Origin of the sequence: Oleomonas cavernae, from assembly GCF_003590945.1 — a bacterium.
Classification (GTDB): domain Bacteria; phylum Pseudomonadota; class Alphaproteobacteria; order Zavarziniales; family Zavarziniaceae; genus Zavarzinia; species Zavarzinia cavernae.
This window is the reverse complement of the sequence record NZ_QYUK01000011.1, coordinates 3,780,388-3,801,494: the sequence shown is the minus strand read 5'-3', so window position 1 is coordinate 3,801,494 and position 21,107 is coordinate 3,780,388. Positions and strand designations below refer to the sequence as shown.

Below are 21,107 nucleotides of genomic sequence, written 5' to 3'. Positions count from 1 at the left end.
TGACCGGTACGGGCGAGACGGTGGGCGCCGCGCTGGTGCGCCATCCCGGCGTGTCGAAGATCACCTTCACCGGCGGCCCCGATGCCGGCCGGGCCATCGCCCGCAGTGCCGCCGATACCTTCAAGCGGGTATCCCTGGAACTGGGCGGGAAGACCCCGCAGATCGTCTTTCCCGATGCGGACCTGACCGCTGCCGTCCGCGGGATCGCGATGGGGCTGTTCTTCAACCAAGGTGAAGTCTGCGCGGCCGGAACCCGTATACTTGCGCACAACTCGATCGTCGACCAAATCGCCGAGCAGCTCGCTGCGATCGCTACCTCGATCAAGCTCGGCGATCCGCTGGACGGCGATACCCAGATGGGGTCGCTTGCCAGCAAGGCCCAGTTCGATCGCGTCACCAGCTATTTTGACGTCGCCGCCCAGGATCAGGCCGAACTGCTCGCCGGCGGCAAGTCGGACGACAGCCGCGGCTATTTCGTTCGGCCCACGGTGTTCCGCGGCAACAACGGGATGCGTATCGCGCAGGAGGAAATCTTTGGCCCGGTCGGCGTGGTGATCGGCTTCGAGGACGAGGACGATGCCGTCCGCCTGGCCAACGACTCCAATTACGGATTGGCGGCGGCGGTATGGACGAGCGACGTCGGCCGTTCGCACCGGATGGCCGCCAGGCTGCGCGCCGGGGCGGTCTGGGTGAACTGCTGGGCGGCCATCGATGCGCGGTTGCCGTGGGGTGGCGTGAAGTTCAGCGGCACCGGGCGGGAGAACGGCCAGGCGGCGCTGGACGCCTACACGGAAACCAAGACCGTTACTGTCGCTCTCTAGGCCGGCGATCAGGCGATAGACGAACGGCTGCGTTTCAGGGCCTGCGTCGTGAAGTCGATGAAGCAGCGCGCACGGTGCGTGAGGAAGCGTGTCTGTGAGTAGACGATGTTGACCGACAGCGGGATCAGGTAGTAGTCCGCCAAAACGGACCGCAGGCGGCCGGCAGCGATGTCGGCCGCCGCGAGCCAGTCGGGAACGGCGGCAATTCCGGCACCGGTCAATACCAGGTCGTAGAGTGAATCAAGGTCGTTGCTGCGAATGGTGCCATCCACCTCGACGACCTGCCGGCCATGCTCGGATTCAAATTCCCACCGGGTTGGCGTCGCCGTCGCGGTATAGATCAGGGCATTGTGGCTGACCAACTCGGCGGGGGTCTCGGGTGTGCCGTGCTTGGAGAAATACGCCGGCGTGCCGACGACGATCCGCTCGATCAGGCCCAGCGACCGGGCGATCATGCTGCTGGACGGCAAATTGCCGGCGCGAATGGCCAGCTCGAAACCCTCTTCAATCAGGTCGACAACCCGGTCGGTGAGCACGACATCGACCGTGATGCGCGGGTATTGACCAAGGAATTCCGGGAGCAGCGGGATGATGCGCTCGCGCCCGAAGCTGGTCGGGGCCGTGAGGCGCAGCATGCCTTGGGGGGCCGCTTCACGGGTGCGGCTGTTGGACTTGATGGTTTCAAGGGCATCGAGAAGCTGACGCACATGTTCGTGAAGCTGCAGGGCTTCGGGGGTAGGATTCAGGCGCCGCGTCGTCCTGGCGAACAACTGCACCCCGAGGCTGGCCTCGAGCATGGCGATTTGCTTGCTCACGGTTGACTGAGAGATGCCGATTTCCCGGCCGACGGCCGAGAAGCTGCCCACTTCCAGGGCGCGGACAAAGGCGGTGAGGACCTGGATCTCGTTCATGGCACTCATTCCGATCAAGAATATATTTTAATCTATATCGACTGTTCCGGATTGAATAGCCATTCGGCAAACTAATTGTCACAACCAGCTCCGTCGGGAGGAAGCAAATGACAAAAAAGGTCGGAATCGTTGGTGCCGGGACCGCCGGCCTCCATCTTGCACTGTATCTGCAGAAGCATGGTGTCGAGGCGACAATCTTTACCGACCGCCAGATCGACGAATACAAAGGCATGAGGCTGCTCAACACCGTCGCTCATCACAGCGTGACGGTGCGACGCGAAGTCGAGCTTGGCGTCGATCATTGGCCCTCGAACGAATACGGCTATTTCGGGCACTATTACTATATCGGCGGCCCGCAACCGCTGACGTTCTATGGTGATCTCGAAGAGCCCTCGCGCGCGGTCGACTATCGCATCTACCAGCCCAAGCTGATGGAGGATTTCGTCAATCGCGGCGGTGATCTGCGGGTCACCGAGATCCGGCACGACGACGTGGCGACGCTGGCCCAGAAATTCGATGTGCTGGTGGTTTGCACCGGCAAGGGCCCGTTCGGTCAGATGTTCAAGCATCAGCCGGCGCATTCCCCCTTCGGTCAGCCCCAGCGCGCGCTCTGCGTCGGCCTCTTCAAGGGCATCGGGCCGACGCCCACCCGGGCCGTCACAATGTATTTCTCGCCCGGTGCCGGCGAGATGATCGAGATCCCGACCTGGTCCTTCGGCGGCCTGGTCAACGCGCTCGTCATCGAGAATCATTTCGGCGGCGATCTCGAGGTTCTGTCCAAGATCAAGTACGACGAGAACCCTCGCGCCTTTCTGGACCAGTTGCTCGAGAAGCTTCGCAAGCACTATCCGACCTGCGCCGAACGCATCGACGAGAAGGAATTCGATCTCGCCAACGGCCCGCTCGACATCCTGCAAGGCGGTGTAACCCCGACCGTGCGCAACAGCCATGTGCGCCTCGACGACGGAAAGCTGGTCGTCGCCCTGGGCGACGTGCATGCCGTCGTCGATCCGGTGCTTGGCCAGGGGGCCAACATGGCTTCCTATGCAGCGTTCATCCTGGGCGAAGAAATCGTCAAGCACGAGGTGTTCGACGATCGCTTCATCGAGCATGTCGACCTTCGGCGCCAGGATCGCGTCCTGGGCGCCACCCGCTGGACCAACTACATGATGCAGAACCTGCAGGCGGGCACGCCCTCGCTGCTCGAGTATATCGGCGAGGTGAGCCAGAAGCGTCCGCTCGCCGACAGGTTCACCGACAACTTCAACTATCCCGAACGCCAGTGGGATTGCTTTGCCAGCCCGGAGCGGATGCGCGCCTGGTGTGCCCAGAACGGCGCTGCGCCGTTGCGGGGCAGCCAGCCTCAACTGGTCCGCGCAAATGCATAAGCTGCTGGTCCTCTATCCCAAGCCGGCGGATGCGGCCGCGTTCATGACCTACTACGTCGAGCGTCACCTGCCGTTGGCGCTCGATCTGCCGGGCTTGCGTTCGAACCACTACTACCGGCCGGAGATGCTGTCGCCCGGCGACAGTGTCTTCCTGATCTGGGAAGGGGTCTTCGACAGTGCGGCGGCGATGTTCCTGGCGCTCAAGTCCGAAGCCGGGAAGAAAGTCGCCCGGGACGTGCCGAACTATTCGCCCGCCGGCGCCACCATGCTGCATTTCGGTCTCGATGGAGGTGCGTGATGTCAGTGCCCGAGGCAACGCCAGCGATGGACGGGGTGGACCCGGTCCACTTCCGAAAGACGGTCTCCTGTTTTGCCACCGGAATTGCTGTTGTTACGTGCAGTGATGACAACGGTGACTCGCCGCACGGCATGACCGTAAACAGTTTCACCTCGATCAGCCTGTCGCCGCCGTCTATCCTGGTCTCCTTGAAGGCGGGGCGCATGCACCGGCTGATCAGCACCGGTGGTTGGTTCGGGGTCAGTGTTCTCACCCATGCGCAGCAGCAGCATTCAGCCTATTTCGCCGGCTCCCGCGGTGAGGAATCCCCCGCTTTCGTGTTTCGCCACCGGGTGCCGACCTTGCGCGATTGCCTCGCCTGGTTCGAGTGCGAGGTAACCAGCCGCATCCAGGTCCATGACCATACCTTGTTCGTGGCGCAGGTTATGAATTGCGATTTCGTGAGCGGCAAGCCCCTGCTGTTCTATTCGAGCCAGTATTTCAGTCCCGGGGCGGATAGCTGATCGCAAGAACGACGGCATCGCCAAGCGGTCGCCGCACAATCGGAGGAAGCAGAATGGCACAAGCTGAAATTTTCGAAGCCGCAAAAGTGGAAACGCAGAGCGCGGCTCCCGCCCGCAGCGGCACCTTCACGCGCCTGCAGTCCGTCATGATCGCTCATGGCGTGCTGATCCTGTTCATGAGCCTGGTCGCCGGCCTCGGCCTGTGGATGAAGCTGATGGGTGGCTTCGAGTTCATCCCCGGCACGGTTACGGCCTTCGACATTCCCGGCACGGCCGAGGGCTGGGCCAAGGCGCACCGCGGCACGCCGATGAATGCCCTGATGGTCATTACCGTCGCGCTTATCCTGCCGCATCTGGGGTTCGGCCGGAAGCTGCAGAACTGGCTCGCGGTGATCATGGTGGGGGCCGGCTGGGCCAACACGATTTTCTACTTCTTCGCCAATTTCTCGGACAATCGCGGCCTGACCTTCGGCAGCAATGTTTTCGGCCCGGGCAGCATCGCGAGTTTCATCGCGCTGGCGCCGGCCTATGCCTTCGGCGTGGCCAGCATGGGGGCCACCCTCTACATGGCTTGGCGTATCTTCAGCCGACGCGACTGACATTGGTGATCTTCCCCTAAGGCACACCATGTCAGCCGGCCCAGAACCCGTCGGGATGCGCGGTTCTGGGCCGGAGTTTTTCCGATTCGATGGCAACCTTGCCCGTGTCGGACTCACAGGCCGGCGATTGCTGGCGATGGCGAGTACCTGCTGTCTCCCGTTTCCGCGGCAATGTAGGCGAGGGCCTGCGACACAAAGGCCGGGCCAATGCGCGCGGCCAGGGCGAGGGGCCCTTCGGGATAGTTGGTCCCGTACTGCATCGCCTGGTCGATCCCTTCGCGGTGCGCGACTTGATCTGCCAAGGCATCCGCCGCGGCGTTCGCCAATTGGGACCAGGTTCGCAGGACCAGCATGCCGGGCCTGTCCTTGATGACGAGCGCTGCCTTGCCTGTCAGGCGGGCAAGGCTGCTTGCCCTTGCCAAGTCCTGGTCCGACGAGTCAGGCGAGGCCGCGAATACGAGGTTGCTGCTGGCGCCGAAATCCCGGCACAGGTCGAACAGGACAACGGGGCGTCCGACGGCCTCGGCTCTCCTGGCTGCTGTGCGGCCATCGGTCATCAAGATCAGGGTGCCGTCGATCGAGAGGGCGCCTGCCGGCAAATCGTCCCGGACCTCTAGCGGCACCTTTGCGGGGATGGCTCGAATGAGCAAGTCCGCCAGACCGGGGTCATTCGAAACGCCGATACCCGTGACCTCGATGGCCGGATCCTGATTGGCCGGTCGCGGGCGGGGGGCCGCGTAATCGTAGACGCCCAACCCGGTCTTGCGCCCGAAATGCCCGAGCTCGACCAGCGAGGCTTGCGCCGTTTCGGGGCGGAATCGGGTCTGCCCGCCATAGGCCTCGAAAATACTGGAGGCGACCGCGTAGTTGATGTCCTGTCCGATGAGATCGGCGAGCGCGAGCGGCCCCATGCGAAAGCCGCCGCTGCCTTCCAGGGCCGCGTCGATGGTGGGCGCCTCGGCCGCCGCCTCGCCCAATGCGCGGAAGCCTTCCCCATAGTAAGGGCGAGCAACCCGGTTCACGATGAACCCAGGGACGTCACGCGCCGTCACCGCGACCTTACCCCAGTCGCGGACCAGATTGGAAAGCTGATCGATGACCGCAGGATCGGTGCTGGTCCCGGCGATCACCTCGACGAGGCGCATCGCGGGGACTGGATTGAAGAAGTGCAAGCCCGCAAACCTGGCGGGCAACCGCAGGTCCTGCGCCAGCTTGGAGACCGAGAGCGAGGAGGTGTTCGTCGCGACAATGCAATGATCGGTGACGGTCATCTCGATCGCGGCGAACAGGCTTCGCTTTACCCGCGGGTCCTCAATGACTGCCTCGATGACGATGTCGGCAGAGCGCAGGGCATTGACCTCGGTCGACCACCCGATCCTGCCCTCGACTTCAGCGGATTGTTCCGCCGACAGGTGCCCCTTGGCCACCAGGCTGGCGAGGCTTTTCGCCACCATGGCGCGGCCCCGGCCGAGCGAGCCTTGGTCGATATCAAAAACGATGACCAGGTAGCCGGCTTGCGCGGCTGTTTGCGCGATGCCGGCGCCCATCGTTCCCGCACCGGCGACTCCGACCCGCTGCTTCATTTTTTCTGCCCCTTGAATTAATAGACCGGTCGTTCATATAATAAACGACAGTAGCCGGCAAGACAGGGCTTTGTGCCAGGGGTTTCCAATGTCCGAGGATTTCCTCATCCATAGCGATCCGGCACCCGGTGTGAGGCTGCTCCAATTGAACCGGCCCGATCGGCGCAATGCTCTGGCGACACCTCTCCTTGTGGCCTTGGCTGCTGCGTTGGAGGCGGCTGATGCGGCGGCGGATATCCATTGCTGTGTGATCACGGGCGGGCCAAAGGTCTTCGCGGCCGGGGCTGACATCGATGAGCTGGCAGCCAAGGATGCCGCGGGCGGTCTCGCCGACCCGCGAATTGCTGCCTGGGCCACCATTCGGTCGGTTCGAAAGCCGATCGTCGGGGCGGTCAACGGATGGTGCCTGGGGGCCGGCAACGAACTCCTCATGTGTTGCGACCTGGTCGTTGCGGCGACCGACGCTCAGTTCGGACAACCTGAAACGTCGCTGGGCATCATTCCCGGCGCTGGCGGAACCGCGACGCTTCCCCGTCTGATCGGCCGTGCCCGCGCAATGCGGATGGTCCTCCTGGGCGAGCCGATCGACGCGGCCGAGGCGCGGGCCGCAGGGCTTGTGAACGAAGTGGTCCCTGCATCGGAGGTCTTGGCTGCCGCACTTGCTTTTGCCGTGAAGATCAGCGGGCGGGCACCGCTGGCGTTGCTGCAGGCAAAGATGAGCGTCAAAGCGGCGTTGGAGTTGCCGCACGCCACGCATCACACCCTGGAGCGGCAGGCCTTTGCCCTGGTTCTGGGATCCAGCGACAAGGCTGAGGGCATCGCGGCCTTCAAGGAGAAGCGCTCGCCACGGTGGGCCGGTCGCTAGCAATCCCGCCGGCAAAAATAATAATTGACTGACCGATCGTTTGATTAATAATTGACGGCAATTGGGAGGACGAAATGAAGCTTGCTAGCTATGCCGCGGAGCACTGGATCGAGCCGCCGGGCGATGCCGCCGAAATTCGCAGCGCGATCGACGGGTCGACGGTAGCTCTTGCCAGCAGCCGCGACGTCGATTTCGCCGCCGTTTCCAAGCACGCACGCAAGGTCGGCGGCCCGACGCTGCGCAAGCTGACCTTCCATCAGCGCGCGGATCTGCTGAAACGCCTGGCCCAGTATCTGACCGAGCACAAGGCTTCGCTCTACGACCTGTCGTTCCATACGGGTGCGACGAAGCGTGACGCGCAGATCGATATCGATGGCGGTATCGCCACGCTCTTTGCCTATTCCAGTTTCGGCCGGCGCGAGCTGCCCAATGACCGCATCCTGATCGACGGGGCGCCGGTGTCCCTGTCCAAGGGGGGCAGCTTCATCGGGCGCCATGTCCTGACCAGCCTGAACGGCATCGCTGTCCATGTTAACGCCTATAATTTCCCCTGCTGGGGCATGCTGGAAAAACTCGCTCCCGCCCTGCTGGCGGGCGTGCCCTGTATCGTCAAGCCGGCCACCCAGACGGCCTATCTCACCCACGCCATGTTCCGCCTGATTGTCGCCGCTGGCATCCTGCCGGAAGGGGCGGTCCAACTGATCTGCGGCAACCTGGGCGATCTGCTGGATCATGTGACCGGCCAGGACGTGGTCTCGTTCACCGGTTCGATCGGGACCTCGCGGCTGCTGCGGGACCACCCCGCGGTGTCGGTCAATGCCACCCGCTTCGTGGCCGAGCGGGATTCGCTCAACGCCGCGGTGCTGGGCCCCGATGCCCAGCCTGGAACCCCTGAATTCGATCTCTTCGTGAAAGAGGTTGCGCGCGAGATGACCGTCAAGGCCGGCCAGAAGTGCACGGCCGTGCGGCGCATCCTGGTGCCCGATGCCCTGGTCGAGGCGACCGGCCAGGCCCTGTCGGAGAAACTGGCCCGGGTCGTCGTCGGCGATCCGCGCGCGGACGGGGTGACCATGGGGCCGCTGGTCAGCCTGCGCCAGCGCCTGGACGTGCTGGAACGGCTGGCGGAACTGGCGCCGGAGACCGAGCGTGTTTTCGGCAACCCCGAGGCGATCTCGCCGGTGGGGGCCGATGCTGCCAAGGGCGGTTACCTCGGCCCGGTGCTGTTGCGCGCCACCCGTCCTGACCAGGCGGCGGCGATCCACAGTGTGGAAGCCTTCGGGCCCGCCGCCACCATCATCGGCTATGGCGGCCTGGACCACGCGGTCGAATTGGCCCGGCGTGGCGAGGGCAGTCTGGTCGCCTCGATCTATACCTATGACGTCGAGGTCGCCGCCGAGCTGGCTTTCGGCCTCGCCCCCTACCACGGCCGCCTGCACCTGGTGGACCGGGACAGTGCGGGCGAGTCGACCGGGCATGGTTCGCCCATGCCAGGGCTGGTCCACGGCGGCCCCGGGCGTGCCGGTGGCGGCGAGGAACTGGGCGGGGTGCGCGGCCTGGGTGCCTATATGCAGCGGACCGCGCTGCAGGGATCGCCCAATCTGCTGGCCAGGCTGACCGGTGCCTGGAGCAAGGGCGCCGCGCAGGTAACCGCCAACGAGCATCCATTCCGCCGGGCCTTCGATGTCATCGACCTGGGCGAAACGCTGCAAACCGCTTCGCGCACGATCACGCTCGAGGATATCGAGCACTTCGCCGGCTTCACCGGCGACAATTTCTACGCTCACATGGACGAGGCGGCGGCCAAGGCCAATCCTTTCTTCCCCGGCCGGGTGGCCCACGGCTACCTGATCCTGTCCTTCGCTGCCGGCCTGTTCGTCGAACCGGCGCCGGGCCCGGTCCTGGCCAACTACGGCCTGGATTCGCTGCGCTTCCTCAAGCCGGTTTCGCCCGGCGACTCGATCAGCGTCCGCCTGACCGTGAAGCAGAAGGCGCCGCGCAATGCCCAGTATGGCGAGGTCCGCTGGGACGTCGAGGTGACCAACCAGAATGCCGAGACCGTGGCCACCTACGAGTTGCTGACCCTCAATGCCCTGACGGAAAAGGCGGCCTGACATGTACGCACAGATGGTCGATACCGGCGTCGAGCGGTTGCGCACCGCGCAGGAACTCGAGGGCGACGAGCGCGCCTTCCAGGAGCGGATCGATGCCGGCGTCCGGATCGAGCCCCAGGACTGGATGCCCGAGACCTATCGCAAGACCCTGGTGCGGCAGATTTCCCAGCACGCCCATTCGGAAATCGTCGGCATGCTGCCAGAAGGCAACTGGATCACGAGGGCGCCTTCCCTGCAACGCAAGGCGACCTTGTTGGCCAAGGTGCAGGATGAGGGCGGGCACGGTCTCTACCTCTATGCCGCGGCAGAAACGCTGGGCGTGTCGCGTGATGACCTGATCGAGGCGCTGCACAGCGGCAAGGCCAAGTATTCCAGCATCTTCAACTATCCCACCCTGACCTGGGCCGATATCGGCGCCATCGGCTGGCTGGTGGACGGGGCGGCGATCATTAACCAGATCCCGTTGTGCCGCTGCTCCTACGGTCCCTATGGCCGCGCCATGGTGCGCGTCTGCAAGGAGGAGAGTTTCCACCAGCGCCAGGGTTTCGACATCATGGCCAAGCTGGCCGCGGGGACGCAGGCCCAGAAGCGGATGGCGCAGGACGCGCTGAACCGCTGGTGGTGGCCGGCGGTGATGATGTTCGGGCCGCCCGACGGCGAGTCCGTCCACGGCGCGCAATCCGCCGCCTGGAAGATCAAGCTCCACGGCAATGACGACCTGCGCCAGAAATTCATCGACCAGACGGTGCCGCAGGCCGACCTGATCGGGCTGACCATTCCCGATCCGGCGCTGTCCCTGAATGCGGAAACCGGCCACCACGAGATCGGCCCGATCGACTGGGACGAGTTCTACCGGGTGGTCAAGGGTGACGGTCCCTGTAACCGTGAACGTCTGGCCACGCGGGTGGAGGCCTGGGAAAAGGGCGCCTGGGTGCGCGAGGCGGCCATGGCCCATGCCATGAAGCAGAGGAATGCAGCGTGATGACCGAGTGGCCCCTTTGGGAAGTGTTCATTCGCAGCAGCCATGGCCTGGCCCACAAGCATGTCGGCAGCCTGCGCGCCGTCGATGCCGAAATGGCGCTGGGCAATGCCCGCGACGTCTACACCCGGCGTAACGAGGGCATGAGCATCTGGGTGGTGAAGGCCGCCGACATCGTGGCCAGCCAGCCGGGCGACAAGGACGCCCTGTTCGATCCTGCCCGCTCCAAGGTCTATCGCCATCCGACCTTCTATAACCTGCCCAATGGCGTGAAGCATATGTAGGGGCAGATTATGGCACTTTTCGAATATCTGCTGCGGCTGGGCGACAATACCTTGGTTCTAGGGCAGCAGCTTGGCGCCCTGACCGGTCACGGCCCGGTGCTGGAAGAAGACATCGCCACCGCCAATATCGCGCTGGACCTGATCGGCCAGGCGCGGCTGTGGCTGTCGCTGGCGGCCGAGGTTGAAGGTGCCGGCCGTGACGAAGACACCCTGGCCTTCCTGCGCGACGAGCGGGCATTCCGCAATCTCCTGCTGGTCGAGCAGCCCAATGGCGACTTCGCCGATACCATGGCGCGCCAGTTTCTGTTTGACGCCTGGCACAACGAATTGCTGACCGCCCTGTGCGCCTCGACCGAGCCGCGGATCGCGGCGATCGCCGCCAAGTCGCTCAAGGAGGCGCGTTATCACCTCTCGCACAGTTCGGCCTGGATTGTTCGCTTAGGGGACGGCACGGCCTATAGCCGCGACCGGATACAGCGCGCCCTGGGCCGCCTTTGGTCCTTCACGGGCGAGATGTTCGAGGCCGATGCGGTCGATCTGGAACTGGCCGCAACCGGGGTCGCCTGCGATCCCCGTGGCCTGCGGGCCGCCTGGCAGGGCACGGTAGGCGCGGTTCTCGCCAAGGCGACCTTGCCCGTCCCGGCCGATGCCTGGATGCGCAGCGGCGGTCGGCGCGGCGAACACAGCGAGCACATGGGCTATCTCCTGGCCGAGATGCAGCACATCCCGCGTAGTTTCCCGGGAGCACGCTGGTGACCGCGGTGTCGACAGCGCAGGTCTGGCAATGGCTGGACGAGGTGATGGACCCGGAAATTCCGGTCGTGTCCGTCGTCGATCTTGGCATTGTCCGCGCCGTCGAAACCAGGGGCGAGACGATCAAAGTGACGATCACGCCGACCTATTCCGGCTGTCCGGCCACCGAGGTGATCGCCCGCGATGTGCGCGAGGCCCTGGTCAGCCATGGCGTCGACCAAGTGTCGGTCGAGACCAGCCTGGCCCCGGCCTGGACCACGGACTGGCTGACCCCACGCGGTCGCGAAGCCCTGCTGCACTACGGCATTGCACCGCCGAGCGCGGTGGGCTGCCCGTTGCCCCCGGCGATCGCCTGCCCGCGCTGCGGCTCGTCCAGGACAGCCTTGCTCAGCCGGTTCGGCTCGACGCCCTGCAAGGCGCTCTATCGTTGCGAGGCCTGCCTGGAACCCTTCGACCACTTCAAATGTCATTGAGAACAAGATGAGCCAGTTCCACCAACTGAAGGTCAAGGACATCCAGCGGGAAACGCGGGATGCGGTCGTTGTCACCTTCGACGTGCCGGAGGGGCTGGCCGCCGACTACCGGTTCATTCAGGGTCAGTATTTGACGCTGCGAACCACCATCGGCGGCGAGGGGGTTCGGCGCAGCTATTCGATCTGCTCCGGCGTGCAGGACAGCCAGCTGCGGGTCGCCATCAAGCGCGTGGCCGACGGCGTGTTTTCGAGCTGGGCGCAGGAAATGCTCAAGCCGGGTGCTTTTCTTGATGTGGCACCGCCCGAGGGCCGTTTCCACATGCCCCTGGAGCCGGCTGCCCGGCGGCACTATCTGGCTCTCGCGGCCGGCAGCGGCATCACGCCGATTCTGTCGATCATGAAGACCACGCTGGCTGCCGAGCCGGGCAGCCGCTTCACACTGGTCTATGGCAACCGTTCCTCTTCCAGCGTGCTGTTCGGCCAGGAACTCGGCGATCTCAAGGATCTCTACCTGGAGCGACTCAACCTGATCTACATCATGAGCCGGGAGCAGCAGGACATCGACCTGTTCAACGGCCGCATCGACGCCGACAAATGTGCCGAGCTGTTTGCCCGCTGGATCCCGGTGGGCGATGTGGACGGGGTCTTCGTCTGCGGTCCCGAGGCGATGACCCGCTCGGTATTGACCGTGTTGGAAGAACACGGCATCCCGCGCACCAGCATCAAGGCGGAACTGTTCGGGACGGACCAGCCGGTGCGCGCCCCGCGCCCCGTGCAAGCCGGCCCGGGCATTCACGCGACGGCGATCATTGACGGCCGCGCGCGGGAATTTGAAATCGACAGGGGAGGGGAGACCATCCTCGACGCGGCCCTGCGCCAGGGGGTCGAGCTGCCCTATTCGTGCAAGGGCGGGGTCTGTTCGACCTGCCGTGCCCATGTCGTCGAAGGCGAGGTCGACATGGATGTCCACTTCGGGCTGGAAGACTATGAAATCGCCAGGGGTTACATCCTGACCTGTCAGAGCTACCCGGCCGGTGACCGCGTCGTCGTCGACTTCGATCATCAACACTAAAATCCCTGGGGAGGGAACGATCATGGCGCAAGAGCAACCGGTCCTGTTGGACAGGGCAGATGGCGTGGCTACGCTGACCCTGAACCGCCCCGACAAGATCAATTCCTTCAATGTCGCGATGCACGAGGTCCTGGCCGCTCACCTCGATACGATCGAAGGCGACGCCACGATCCGCAGCGTGGTCCTGACCGGTGCGGGCCGCGGCTTTTGCGCGGGCCAGGATCTGTCCGACCGGGCGACCGCCCCGGGCGAGGCGCCGCCGGACCTGGGGGCGACCATCAGCACCTATTACAATCCCCTGCTGCGCCGGTTGCGCCGGCTGCCCCTGCCCATCATTGCCGCGGTCAATGGGATCGCGGCGGGGGCGGGGGCCAATATCGCGCTGGCGGCGGATATCGTGATCGCAGGGCGCTCGGCCAAGTTCTCGCAAGCCTTCTGCCGGGTCGGGCTGCTGCCCGATTGCGGCGGCACCTGGATCTTGCCGCGGCTGGTGGGCCAGGCCCGCGCTGCCGGCCTCGCCCTGCTGGGCGACGTGCTGCCGGCGGAAACCGCCCTGGCCTGGGGCCTGATCTGGAAAGTGGTCGACGACGACAAGTTGCTGGACGAAGCGGCAACCCTGGGCCGCCACCTGGCGAAGCAGCCCACCGCGGCCCTGGCGGCGATCAAGCAGGCCTTGCTGGTGTCCTCGACCAATACGCTCGACGAACAGTTGGATCTTGAACGCGACGAGCAGCAGCGCCTGGGCCGGACGGCGGACTATCGCGAAGGCGTCAATGCCTTCCTGAACAAGCGCCCGGCCCGGTTCCAGGGCCGCTAGCCGTGGAGCCGACGGCCCTGGCCTGGGCCTGCGCCCAGGCGATGCTGGCACAGGATGCGGCCTCGCAGTCCCTGGGCCTGGAGATCGAGGCCATGGGCCCGGGCCGGGCCGTGGTCGCGATGGTGGCGGGCGAGCGGATGGTCAACGGCCACGGCACCGTTCACGGCGGGATGATCTTCACCCTGGCCGACAGCGCCTTCGCCTTTGCCTGCAATGCCCGCAATGTCGCGACCGTAGGGCAAAGCTGCACGATTACCTACCTGACGCCGGCGCGCCTGGGCGAACGCCTCGTCGCGACGGCGACGGAAATCGCCTCGGCCGGGCGCAATGGCATTTACGACGTGTCCGTCACTGCCGGCGACGGCCGGACGGTGGCGAGTTTTCGCGGCCAGTCCGCTGCCCTGAAATCCAGTGTTCTGCCAGAAAGTTGATCGCCGCCATGACTGATGCCTTTCTCTGCGACGGTATTCGTACCCCGATCGGCCGCTATGCCGGTGCCCTGTCCGGGGTGCGGGCAGATGACCTGGCAGCCCTGCCGCTCAAGGCCCTGGTCGAACGCAATCCCCGCGTCGACTGGGACGCGGTCGACGATGTCATCCTGGGCTGCGCCAACCAGGCGGGCGAAGACAACCGCAATGTGGCGCGCATGGCCGTCCTGCTGGGCGGCCTGGGCGAGAAGGTCTCGGGCACCACGGTCAACCGATTGTGCGGTTCGGGCCTCGATGCGATTGCCATGGCCGCGCGGGCGGTGAAGGCCGGGGACGGCGAACTCTTCGTCGCCGGCGGGGTCGAGAGCATGAGCCGGGCACCCTTCGTGATGCCCAAGGCTGCCAGCGCGTTTTCCCGCGACAACGCGGTCTATGACACCACCATCGGCTGGCGCTTCGTCAACAAGCTGCTGCAACGCCAGTACGGCATCGATTCGATGCCCGAGACGGCCGAGAATGTCGCGGCCGATTACCAGGTCAACCGTGCCGATCAGGACGTCTTTGCCTTGCGGTCACAGCAGCGCGCCGTGGCCGCGATCGAATCCGGCCGTTTTGCTGCCGAGATTGTTCCCGTCACGCTGCCCGGCAAGAAGGGGGCCTCGATCGTCGTCAAGGATGACGAGCATCCCAGGCGTAATACGACCCTTGAAGGACTGGCCAAGCTGGGCACGCCGTTCCGCGACGGCGGCAGTGTAACGGCTGGTAATGCATCTGGCGTCAATGACGGGGCCGCGGCCGTGATCATCGCCTCGGCCGAGGCGATCGTAAAATATGGCCTCACCCCCCGGGCCCGGATCCTGGGCGCCGCCACGGCCGGCGTGCCGCCCCGCGTCATGGGGATCGGCCCGGCGCCCGCCTCGCAGAAATTGCTGCAGCGGCTCAAGCTTGGCATCGGCGAGATCGACGTGGTCGAGCTGAACGAGGCCTTCGCGGCCCAGGGCCTGGCCGTGCTGCGTGAACTGGGCCTGCCGGACGATGCCGACCACGTCAACCCCAATGGCGGTGCCATCGCGCTGGGCCATCCCCTGGGCATGAGCGGTGCCCGTCTCGCGCTGACCGCCGCGATCGAACTGGGCCTGCGCGATGCCCGGCGGGCCCTGTGCACCATGTGCATCGGCGTCGGTCAGGGTATCGCCATGGTGCTGGAACGGCCCTAGTCCGGCAAGCACGTATTCGCACCGGTTACTCCACTCTCCTCGACCGGTGTTCAACTGCCCGTGCAAGCGAAAATTATCTTCGCTTGCACGGGCATTTTTTTGCTTCGCCCAAAGGCACGCAAGAGTTCTCAGGACCGCTACAGGTTCTATCTATTCCCCAGCAGCATAAGACAAATTTCGGCAGCATTAACCATTCTGTTTCGTTGAAAATGCGTCCGATGTGGGCGTAACTGATCCCGAATGAAATGATGTCAGGCTGCTGATATCCAATCGATTACACTGGCATTCAGGTGTCGTGTTGTGATCGCGTTAAAATTGGGGGAAACGATGAAAAAGTTGTTCGTGGCCACGAGTGCCCTGGCGCTGATCGCGGGGCTATCACCTTGCGCGCGGGCCGAGGTCACCATCGGCGATGACTTTACCGTCGGGGGCCGCGTGAAGCAGGGGGTGGCCGTCGCCTATGACAAGAGCCAGGTTGGCGGCGGCGCCGAAATCGGACAGATGAATTATCTGGTCGAGCTCAGCACCAGCTGGCGGCCGCATGACAATGTCACGGTGACCGGGGATTTTTGGCTGCGCGGCGATTGGTATTCGGATCTGGGGGGTGATCTGACCGCACCTGGCCTTCAGGATTATGCCTCGCCCGGTTTTACCGACAGGTTTGCCTATCACCTCAACGAGCGGGGCGCTGGCCGGCCCGCCGGTCCGTTGCCCAGCCCTGCTCACGATCCATTCGGCAGCAGCGACAGCCAGAACCGATTCCTCTCCGACTTCAACGACGAGGTGATTCACGAGGCGGCCGTCAAGTTCACCGACCCGGAAAACCTGTACGCCCTGAAAGTCGGCAAGTTCGTCAGGGCATGGGGCCAGTCCGACGGTATCCGCCTGCTCGACGTGCTGCATGCACAGGATCTGCGACAGAAATTTATTCTCGGTGACCCTGATGAGAGCCGTATCGCGAGCTGGATGGTGGCAGGCGATATCGATCTCGCCAGGTTGGGCCTGGGCGACGCCTTTGAGGCGGTGGGCATCCGTGCGCCCAAGCTCGAGCTTATCTATATGCCGGAGTACCATCGCGACCGGTTCATCATCAACAACCCGACGCCCGACGATGCCACCTCGGGCGGCCTGTATGGTCTGCCGTTTCCCCTCCTGGCGGACAAGGCATCGGGTGCCGGGATCCCGTTCGTGGGGGCGCATCTGACGGATCGGGAGCCCGATCGGTTCGGCTTTGAAGAACCGACACTCGGTGCGCGCTTCAAGTTCGAGGTTTTAGGGGGCGAAGCGACGCTCAACGCACTCTATGCCTATCAGGAACTGCCAATTATCAAGTTGGCAGGGGCCACCGTCGTTGTCGGCAATGCCCTGAACGACGGCGGGAATGCAATGGTAACGGTTCCGCTCGGCAGCGAGATCACCGAGGCCGTCGTCCAGGGTGCCTACATTCCCTATCTTGGTTCCGGCAGTCCAACGGCCGAAGGAGCCCAGGCGATTTTGGGCTGCCCCGGCGGTGCCGGTCCTCTTTGCTCCGTCAATGTGCAATTCGATCTGGACTATCGCTATCGCCGCAAACTGGTCGGCGCCAGCTATACCCGCGACATGGCCGAGTTGCCGATGGGGCCGAAGGAGATCACGCCGGTGTTACGCGCCGAGTTCAGCTATGAATTCGACAAGCCCTTCAATCGATCGCGCACCGTCACGATGTTCGGCAACGAAGTGGAAGGGAGCGCTGCGCTGATCGTCGATCCGCCACGCAGCGTGACAAAGCGAGACCAGATCTCCTTCATGATCGGTGCCGACTATTTCCTGTGGCTGCCCTTCTGGGAGGGGCAGGACACGAGTGTCTTCACCAGTGTCCAGCTGTTCACCGTCATCACGCCGAACGGCGAGGATCTGCTGTTCCAGGCCCCCTATGCCGCCTATGGTGCCAAGCTTCACCCGGTCCAGAACTACGCGACCCTTCTCCTCAGCCACAATTTCGATGACGGCAAGCTCGCGGTCGAGACTTTGGGCCTGTATGACTTCCAGAATCAGGCATGGGGTGTGCGGCAGCGCGTGGACTTCAACTACTTCGGCGACAATTGGCGCCCGCGTATCGAGGTCACGCATTTCGAGGCGGACCCGGAGCAAGGCATCATCGGTCTCGGCCAGCAAATGGACAATGTCGAGTTTTCACTCGCCTTTCAATTTTGATCGCAACCCCGATGCCGAGAGGGTGACCGGCAGGTTTATCCGCCCACCCGGCCCGCCTAGCGCGGCATTTCGGAAGGGAAGCCACAAGTCATGCATTCAAGTCGCTCCGACTTTGTACCTGCAGGGACCGCTAAGAGTTGTGTGGTCCGACCATCGCGCCAAAAACACTGTGGACAAGCAAATTGATGTGGAAGATCAAAACTCAGGCGCTCCAACTGGTCACGCCTCTCAACCTGTGCCCGCTGATACCTCTCTATCGTCCGCTGTGCCGCAACAACCTCAGGTGGCGTCGGTAGGCGATTTTCGTCTTCCAGCCGGCTCAGCATTTTGAAGCGGTATCGATCGGATTCTGAATCAATGCCCATGGCGTATCTTCCGACTCCGCACGGTCGCAGGTTGCCACAAGAGAAAGCAGCGTGGTAGCCGCTAGAGTATTCTCGGGGAATTGCGCTGAGTGAAATTCTACCATACCCTGAACACCGAATTTTGGTGGTTTGTACCTCTTAGCGTATCAGCGACTTTTCTAGAAATGCCCTGAGGTAATCAGTTCATTCTCTTGTATTGCTCGTTTGCGCTCAATTGGACAGGCCGAGCCTACTCAACGTCGCGTTGTCGATGGCACCGCTGACAGCAAGTCCCTCATGCCGCTGAAAATTTCGAAGCGAAATCCGAAGCTCGGTGCCCACGATACCGTCAATCTTGCCAAAATAGTATCCCAGGCGTGTCAACTCAACCTGAACCCTCATCGTCATAATCGTAGCATCCACTTGTCCTGCCCGAGGAGTTGTATCCCGCGGTGTAGGCGTCAGCGGCGTGGGGGTACCTTTCGATGTTGGCGGTGAATAGGTTGGAGGTGGCGGTGGGGAATATGTGGGCGGAGGAAGGGGCGACGGCGTGTAGTATCCCCCTCCGCTCGATGAGTAATGCGAGCTGTGGCTGCTATGACTACTATGGCTTCGGTGGCTGCGATGGCTTGAGTGCCGGGCATAGAGCTCCGGCCCGTCTACACGGTGCGGGACCGTCAGTGACAGCGGATCCCGTCTATCTCTGTTGTCCTCCAGCGTCGGCACTGCGATGGTTCCCACAGCTGCGGCTGGGGTCCAAATGCTCGACGCCAGCGTCGCCGTCGGAACAGTCCAATTGATGATCCGCTTCAGATACTGCAACCAATCGCGTCGTTTCATCGAACGAACTCCTCGATCGACAACGGCTTGAGGCCACGGCTACGCCAAGCAGGTCCGGTTGAGGCAAAGAAACCGCAGCAATGCGCACGGGCGACGCAGTCGGAACAAGCAGCATCAAATACATTCTTCCAGTCGCTAATGCTTTGTCGCGCGAAGCGGCGTAAGCCGGCAGGGAGCAGGCAAAGTGGCAGGTTGTAGATCGAGGCACGGATCCCATGGATATCGAGGTGTTCGATCGCCTCGGTGAGTGCCGGCGCTAGGTCAATTGGGTCGATCCAGAGGAGTTCTCGGTTCATCTTTGCGTAGCCCATGGGCTCAAGCCCCATGAACGCGACATGGATCGCAAAGGGCAGGCAACGCTGGATGAAGCCAGCTATCTCGAAGAGGTGATCGGCGGTCAGCCGATGAAGTACGACCCTGATCTCGACGGCATGACCACGCTCTGCAAGATTGAGCAAGCCGCTGATGGTCTGATCGAATGCACCTCGGGCTTGGACGATGTGATCGTGGCGCCAAGGTACGGCCCCATAGAGTGGAATTCCCCAAGTTACCTGTTGCTGCGTGCCGTCGAAACTTTCACAGGCGCGCGGATCTGAGAAAGTCCGCCCGTTGGATAGTATATGAATGCCCGTGTTGGGGAGCCACTGCCTCGCAAGGGCAAGCAGTTCGGCCAACCGTTCACCGAGCAAGGTCGGCTCGCCGCCCGTTAGGCCAAGGGAGGGCAAATCCTGATCGATCAGGGGAATGATGTCGCGCAGCTCACCGATCAACCACCCGTCATCCTCCGGTCGCGGCGGCTGGCTGCACATGAGGCACGGACTGTTGCAGCGCTCGGTCACCAGCAGCGAGTTGGCATTGGCGCCGCGCCGATAGAGGACGCTGACGCGCCCATTGTCGGGCCGGACGCGAAATACATCGCCTGAATTCAGCAGGCCGTCTGCTGATAGGCGGGAAAGGGTCGGCAGGCCTGTTTCGACCTCCGGTTCACCCCTGACAACGGCCGCAGCGCCGATCGCACGAAGGGTAGTGTCGGCGACATTCTCGTGAGGCCCCACCAGGACTGCTACCCTTTGCAGCGGATACTCGAGGGCGAGGGCCTCGCGCAGGGACAAAGCCTTCAGCGGGAGGTTTGGCCAGCCGCCGGCAACCGCACCGAAACCATGCAAGGGCAAATTCATCGGGGCGCTGCCTGACCGGGCTCGATGCCCATGTATTGGGTTGCCCAACGGCGGAGAATGCCGAGCACCTCGTGGTCGCCGGAGGCGAGGTATCGGAAGAGCAGCCGGAATATGCCCATGTGGCGCCGGCAGTGATCGCTGAACGCCCGATGCCCGACTGGGTCTCCTTGCGTCGCCAATTCATGGATCGGGTCAGCACCGCAATAGGGAAGGTAGGCGCAGTCGCTGCAGCCGGGCAGGCTTTCTGCTACCCCAGAGAGGAGAAGCATCTGCATCGGCGCCGAAGCCATGAGCGCGGCGTAGGAGTCGGTGGCGCGGCAAAGGGCCAGGCTCCGGTCCCCCATCTCTGCAAGCATCCGCGCCTCGTCCGAGGGATAGACGAAGCCATCGTAGTTGTAGACCAGCGCTCCCAGGCCAGCGCCCGACGGCGAGCGCAAATCTACGTATCCTTGGGCGTAAGGCGTCATGATCTTAGCGAGGAGCATTGAAGCATAGGCCTCGCTGACCTCAATGCCGCGGCCGTTGAGTTTGATCATGTAGGCGATTGCTCGCCCATAAAATTCGAGAAACTGGTCCACCTGATAGCCGATTCGGCGCTTTGCCTTGATGGCGAAGCCGAATGGGCTCAGCGGCCGAAGGAAGATCGATCGGAAGCCGAGGGTAAGGTGGCTGTCGATGATCGCTTCGGGCGCCTTCAGGCTTTCCGTCGTCAGCGTGACCAGGGCCGATATCTTGTCGGGCCCTAAAACCGCTCTTGCTCGCTCGATGCCGTCGGTCGTTCTGGCATAGCTATCGCCTGATTTGAGGGGGCGGTTGAGATTGTGAAGCTCGGCTGGCCCATCGAGGGAGGTTGAGACCTCAAACTTGTGTTCCCGCATGAAAGCCAGCATGCCGTCGTCGGCATGATGCAGTGTTGTGGTGATCGCGAACGTAATCTCGCGCTTCTCAATGAGGTTGCGTGTGGCGATTTTCTCCGTGATCCAGCGGATCATGTCGAAATTGAGCAGCGGTTCTCCGCCCTGAAACTCGACAGTCAGATTTGGGCTGGGTGACGAGAACAACAGGTCGATCGCGCCAGCGGCCGTCTCCTGGGTCATGTCGAATCGACGATCGGCACCATCGGCTTGTCGAGAGACTTGGCAGTAAGGGCACGAGTGGTCACACCGCAATGTGACCACGAAAAGGTGCAGTGACGGTCCGCCCCGGATAAATGACTTACGGCTGCGATATCGTACCGCGGATACGGCCTGGGAGGCGGCATCGCCGACGAAGAGCATTTGCCGCGCCACCAGGGCCTCAGCAAGCTCGTTCTCCAAATCCAAGCGGCCATCAACCAGTTGACCGAGGGCATCTCGATCCGTGATCAGGAAATCGCCTGCTTCCGACGTCAGAATCACCCTGTCACTGGCGTCCGGCAGGACATCGAAGCGCAAAGGCGCCAACTGATACG

General features: G+C 63.4%; 21 protein-coding genes. 16 read left to right on the top strand and 5 right to left on the bottom strand.

The window, feature by feature from the left end:
• Positions 1–20 precede the first annotated feature (20 nt).
• Positions 21–821 carry an aldehyde dehydrogenase family protein gene (locus D3874_RS31355; RefSeq protein ID WP_199699210.1) on the top strand — a complete coding sequence of 267 codons (801 nt, stop codon included), beginning with the start codon at positions 21–23 and terminating at the stop codon, positions 819–821.
• An 8-nt stretch (positions 822–829) separates the two neighbouring features.
• Here the strand turns inward: D3874_RS31355 and D3874_RS22250 are convergent, their stop codons facing one another.
• Positions 830–1,732 (bottom strand): LysR family transcriptional regulator, encoded by a 903-nt coding sequence (locus D3874_RS22250; RefSeq protein ID WP_158596165.1) that lies wholly within the window; start codon positions 1,730–1,732, stop codon positions 830–832.
• A 107-nt stretch (positions 1,733–1,839) separates the two neighbouring features.
• Between D3874_RS22250 and styA the strand changes: the two genes are divergently transcribed.
• Genes styA through styC form a run of 4 tightly spaced genes read left to right on the top strand, consistent with a single transcriptional unit; the run spans position 1,840 to position 4,520 of the window.
• A complete protein-coding gene (gene styA, locus D3874_RS22245; protein WP_119781076.1) occupies positions 1,840–3,120 on the top strand; it encodes a styrene monooxygenase subunit StyA in 1,281 nt (426 codons plus the stop codon).
• Positions 3,113–3,418, top strand: coding sequence for an EthD family reductase (locus tag D3874_RS22240; RefSeq protein ID WP_119781073.1), 306 nt, complete (start codon positions 3,113–3,115; stop codon positions 3,416–3,418). Before styA ends, D3874_RS22240 begins: the two co-directional genes overlap by 8 nt.
• Complete coding sequence (gene styB / locus D3874_RS22235; RefSeq protein WP_119781070.1) at positions 3,418–3,921, top strand: styrene monooxygenase NADH-dependent flavin reductase subunit StyB; 504 nt, start codon at positions 3,418–3,420, stop codon at positions 3,919–3,921. The genes D3874_RS22240 and styB overlap by 1 nt, the downstream gene beginning before the upstream one ends.
• 53 nt (positions 3,922–3,974) lie before the next feature.
• A complete protein-coding gene (styC, locus tag D3874_RS22230; protein WP_199699209.1) occupies positions 3,975–4,520 on the top strand; it encodes a styrene-oxide isomerase StyC in 546 nt (181 codons plus the stop codon).
• 113 nt (positions 4,521–4,633) lie between these two features.
• On the opposite strand, the gene D3874_RS22225 is transcribed toward styC, so the two are convergent.
• A complete protein-coding gene (locus D3874_RS22225) occupies positions 4,634–6,103 on the bottom strand; it encodes a 3-hydroxyacyl-CoA dehydrogenase (protein ID WP_119781067.1) in 1,470 nt (489 codons plus the stop codon).
• Positions 6,104–6,191: 88 nt separating this feature from the next.
• On the opposite strand from D3874_RS22225, the gene D3874_RS22220 reads away from it, so the two are divergent.
• The 11 genes from D3874_RS22220 to D3874_RS22170 all read left to right on the top strand — a co-directional run bounded on the left by D3874_RS22220 (position 6,192) and on the right by D3874_RS22170 (position 17,295).
• On the top strand, positions 6,192–6,968 hold the full coding sequence (locus tag D3874_RS22220) for an enoyl-CoA hydratase-related protein (protein ID WP_119781064.1): 777 nt from the start codon (positions 6,192–6,194) through the stop codon (positions 6,966–6,968).
• Positions 6,969–7,042: 74 nt separating this feature from the next.
• On the top strand, positions 7,043–9,079 hold the full coding sequence (paaZ, locus tag D3874_RS22215) for a phenylacetic acid degradation bifunctional protein PaaZ (protein ID WP_119781061.1): 2,037 nt from the start codon (positions 7,043–7,045) through the stop codon (positions 9,077–9,079).
• A 1-nt stretch (position 9,080) separates the two neighbouring features.
• Entirely contained in the window at positions 9,081–10,061 is a 981-nt protein-coding gene (gene paaA / locus D3874_RS22210) for a 1,2-phenylacetyl-CoA epoxidase subunit PaaA (RefSeq protein ID WP_119781059.1), read from the top strand.
• Positions 10,061–10,342 carry a 1,2-phenylacetyl-CoA epoxidase subunit PaaB gene (paaB, locus tag D3874_RS22205; RefSeq protein ID WP_199699208.1) on the top strand — a complete coding sequence of 94 codons (282 nt, stop codon included), beginning with the start codon at positions 10,061–10,063 and terminating at the stop codon, positions 10,340–10,342. Before paaA ends, paaB begins: the two co-directional genes overlap by 1 nt.
• A 9-nt stretch (positions 10,343–10,351) precedes the next feature.
• Positions 10,352–11,098, top strand: a complete 747-nt coding sequence (gene paaC, locus D3874_RS22200) for a 1,2-phenylacetyl-CoA epoxidase subunit PaaC (RefSeq protein ID WP_119781053.1) — start codon at positions 10,352–10,354, stop codon at positions 11,096–11,098.
• Positions 11,095–11,568: a 1,2-phenylacetyl-CoA epoxidase subunit PaaD gene (paaD, locus tag D3874_RS22195; protein ID WP_119781051.1), complete on the top strand. Its 474-nt coding sequence runs from the start codon at positions 11,095–11,097 to the stop codon at positions 11,566–11,568. Before paaC ends, paaD begins: the two co-directional genes overlap by 4 nt.
• 7 nt (positions 11,569–11,575) lie before the next feature.
• Positions 11,576–12,640 carry a 1,2-phenylacetyl-CoA epoxidase subunit PaaE gene (gene paaE / locus D3874_RS22190; protein WP_119781048.1) on the top strand — a complete coding sequence of 355 codons (1,065 nt, stop codon included), beginning with the start codon at positions 11,576–11,578 and terminating at the stop codon, positions 12,638–12,640.
• Positions 12,641–12,662: 22 nt separating this feature from the next.
• Positions 12,663–13,457, top strand: coding sequence for a 2-(1,2-epoxy-1,2-dihydrophenyl)acetyl-CoA isomerase PaaG (gene paaG, locus D3874_RS22185; RefSeq protein WP_119781045.1), 795 nt, complete (start codon positions 12,663–12,665; stop codon positions 13,455–13,457).
• Between the two features lie 2 nt (positions 13,458–13,459).
• Positions 13,460–13,888 (top strand): hydroxyphenylacetyl-CoA thioesterase PaaI, encoded by a 429-nt coding sequence (gene paaI / locus D3874_RS22180; protein WP_233560099.1) that lies wholly within the window; start codon positions 13,460–13,462, stop codon positions 13,886–13,888.
• Between the two features lie 8 nt (positions 13,889–13,896).
• Positions 13,897–15,102, top strand: coding sequence for a 3-oxoadipyl-CoA thiolase (gene pcaF / locus D3874_RS22175; RefSeq protein WP_119782433.1), 1,206 nt, complete (start codon positions 13,897–13,899; stop codon positions 15,100–15,102).
• Between the two features lie 327 nt (positions 15,103–15,429).
• The gene (locus D3874_RS22170) at positions 15,430–17,295 is read left to right on the top strand and encodes a DUF1302 family protein (protein WP_119781042.1); all 1,866 of its coding nucleotides are present in this window, start codon (positions 15,430–15,432) and stop codon (positions 17,293–17,295) included.
• Positions 17,296–17,870: 575 nt separating this feature from the next.
• Here the strand turns inward: D3874_RS22170 and hxsA are convergent.
• From hxsA to hxsB, 3 genes are read right to left on the bottom strand one after another with little or no spacing between them, the layout of a single operon-like run.
• Positions 17,871–18,479, bottom strand: a complete 609-nt coding sequence (gene hxsA / locus D3874_RS32190; protein ID WP_119781039.1) for a His-Xaa-Ser repeat protein HxsA — start codon at positions 18,477–18,479, stop codon at positions 17,871–17,873.
• Entirely contained in the window at positions 18,476–19,657 is a 1,182-nt protein-coding gene (hxsC, locus tag D3874_RS22160; RefSeq protein ID WP_119781037.1) for a His-Xaa-Ser system radical SAM maturase HxsC, read from the bottom strand. The genes hxsA and hxsC overlap by 4 nt, the downstream gene beginning before the upstream one ends.
• The gene (hxsB, locus tag D3874_RS22155) at positions 19,654–21,090 is read right to left on the bottom strand and encodes a His-Xaa-Ser system radical SAM maturase HxsB (RefSeq protein WP_158596164.1); all 1,437 of its coding nucleotides are present in this window, start codon (positions 21,088–21,090) and stop codon (positions 19,654–19,656) included. The genes hxsC and hxsB overlap by 4 nt, the downstream gene beginning before the upstream one ends.
• Positions 21,091–21,107 lie beyond the last annotated feature (17 nt).

What these genes read in the sequence shown, in the direction of transcription:
- paaE (WP_119781048.1), top strand. Translation starts at nt 11,576, where the DNA reads ATGAGCCAGTTCCACCAACTGAAGGTCAAGGACATCCAGCGGGAAACG.
- D3874_RS22225 (WP_119781067.1), bottom strand. Translation starts at nt 6,103, where the DNA reads ATGAAGCAGCGGGTCGGAGTCGCCGGTGCGGGAACGATGGGCGCCGGC.
- paaG (WP_119781045.1), top strand. Translation starts at nt 12,663, where the DNA reads ATGGCGCAAGAGCAACCGGTCCTGTTGGACAGGGCAGATGGCGTGGCT.
- D3874_RS22240 (WP_119781073.1), top strand. Translation starts at nt 3,113, where the DNA reads ATGCATAAGCTGCTGGTCCTCTATCCCAAGCCGGCGGATGCGGCCGCG.
- hxsC (WP_119781037.1), bottom strand. Translation starts at nt 19,657, where the DNA reads ATGAATTTGCCCTTGCATGGTTTCGGTGCGGTTGCCGGCGGCTGGCCA.
- D3874_RS22220 (WP_119781064.1), top strand. Translation starts at nt 6,192, where the DNA reads ATGTCCGAGGATTTCCTCATCCATAGCGATCCGGCACCCGGTGTGAGG.
- paaB (WP_199699208.1), top strand. Translation starts at nt 10,061, where the DNA reads ATGACCGAGTGGCCCCTTTGGGAAGTGTTCATTCGCAGCAGCCATGGC.
- styA (WP_119781076.1), top strand. Translation starts at nt 1,840, where the DNA reads ATGACAAAAAAGGTCGGAATCGTTGGTGCCGGGACCGCCGGCCTCCAT.
- D3874_RS22170 (WP_119781042.1), top strand. Translation starts at nt 15,430, where the DNA reads ATGAAAAAGTTGTTCGTGGCCACGAGTGCCCTGGCGCTGATCGCGGGG.
- paaA (WP_119781059.1), top strand. Translation starts at nt 9,081, where the DNA reads ATGTACGCACAGATGGTCGATACCGGCGTCGAGCGGTTGCGCACCGCG.
- paaZ (WP_119781061.1), top strand. Translation starts at nt 7,043, where the DNA reads ATGAAGCTTGCTAGCTATGCCGCGGAGCACTGGATCGAGCCGCCGGGC.
- pcaF (WP_119782433.1), top strand. Translation starts at nt 13,897, where the DNA reads ATGACTGATGCCTTTCTCTGCGACGGTATTCGTACCCCGATCGGCCGC.
- hxsA (WP_119781039.1), bottom strand. Translation starts at nt 18,479, where the DNA reads ATGAAACGACGCGATTGGTTGCAGTATCTGAAGCGGATCATCAATTGG.
- styB (WP_119781070.1), top strand. Translation starts at nt 3,418, where the DNA reads ATGTCAGTGCCCGAGGCAACGCCAGCGATGGACGGGGTGGACCCGGTC.
- styC (WP_199699209.1), top strand. Translation starts at nt 3,975, where the DNA reads ATGGCACAAGCTGAAATTTTCGAAGCCGCAAAAGTGGAAACGCAGAGC.
- D3874_RS22250 (WP_158596165.1), bottom strand. Translation starts at nt 1,732, where the DNA reads ATGAACGAGATCCAGGTCCTCACCGCCTTTGTCCGCGCCCTGGAAGTG.
- paaC (WP_119781053.1), top strand. Translation starts at nt 10,352, where the DNA reads ATGGCACTTTTCGAATATCTGCTGCGGCTGGGCGACAATACCTTGGTT.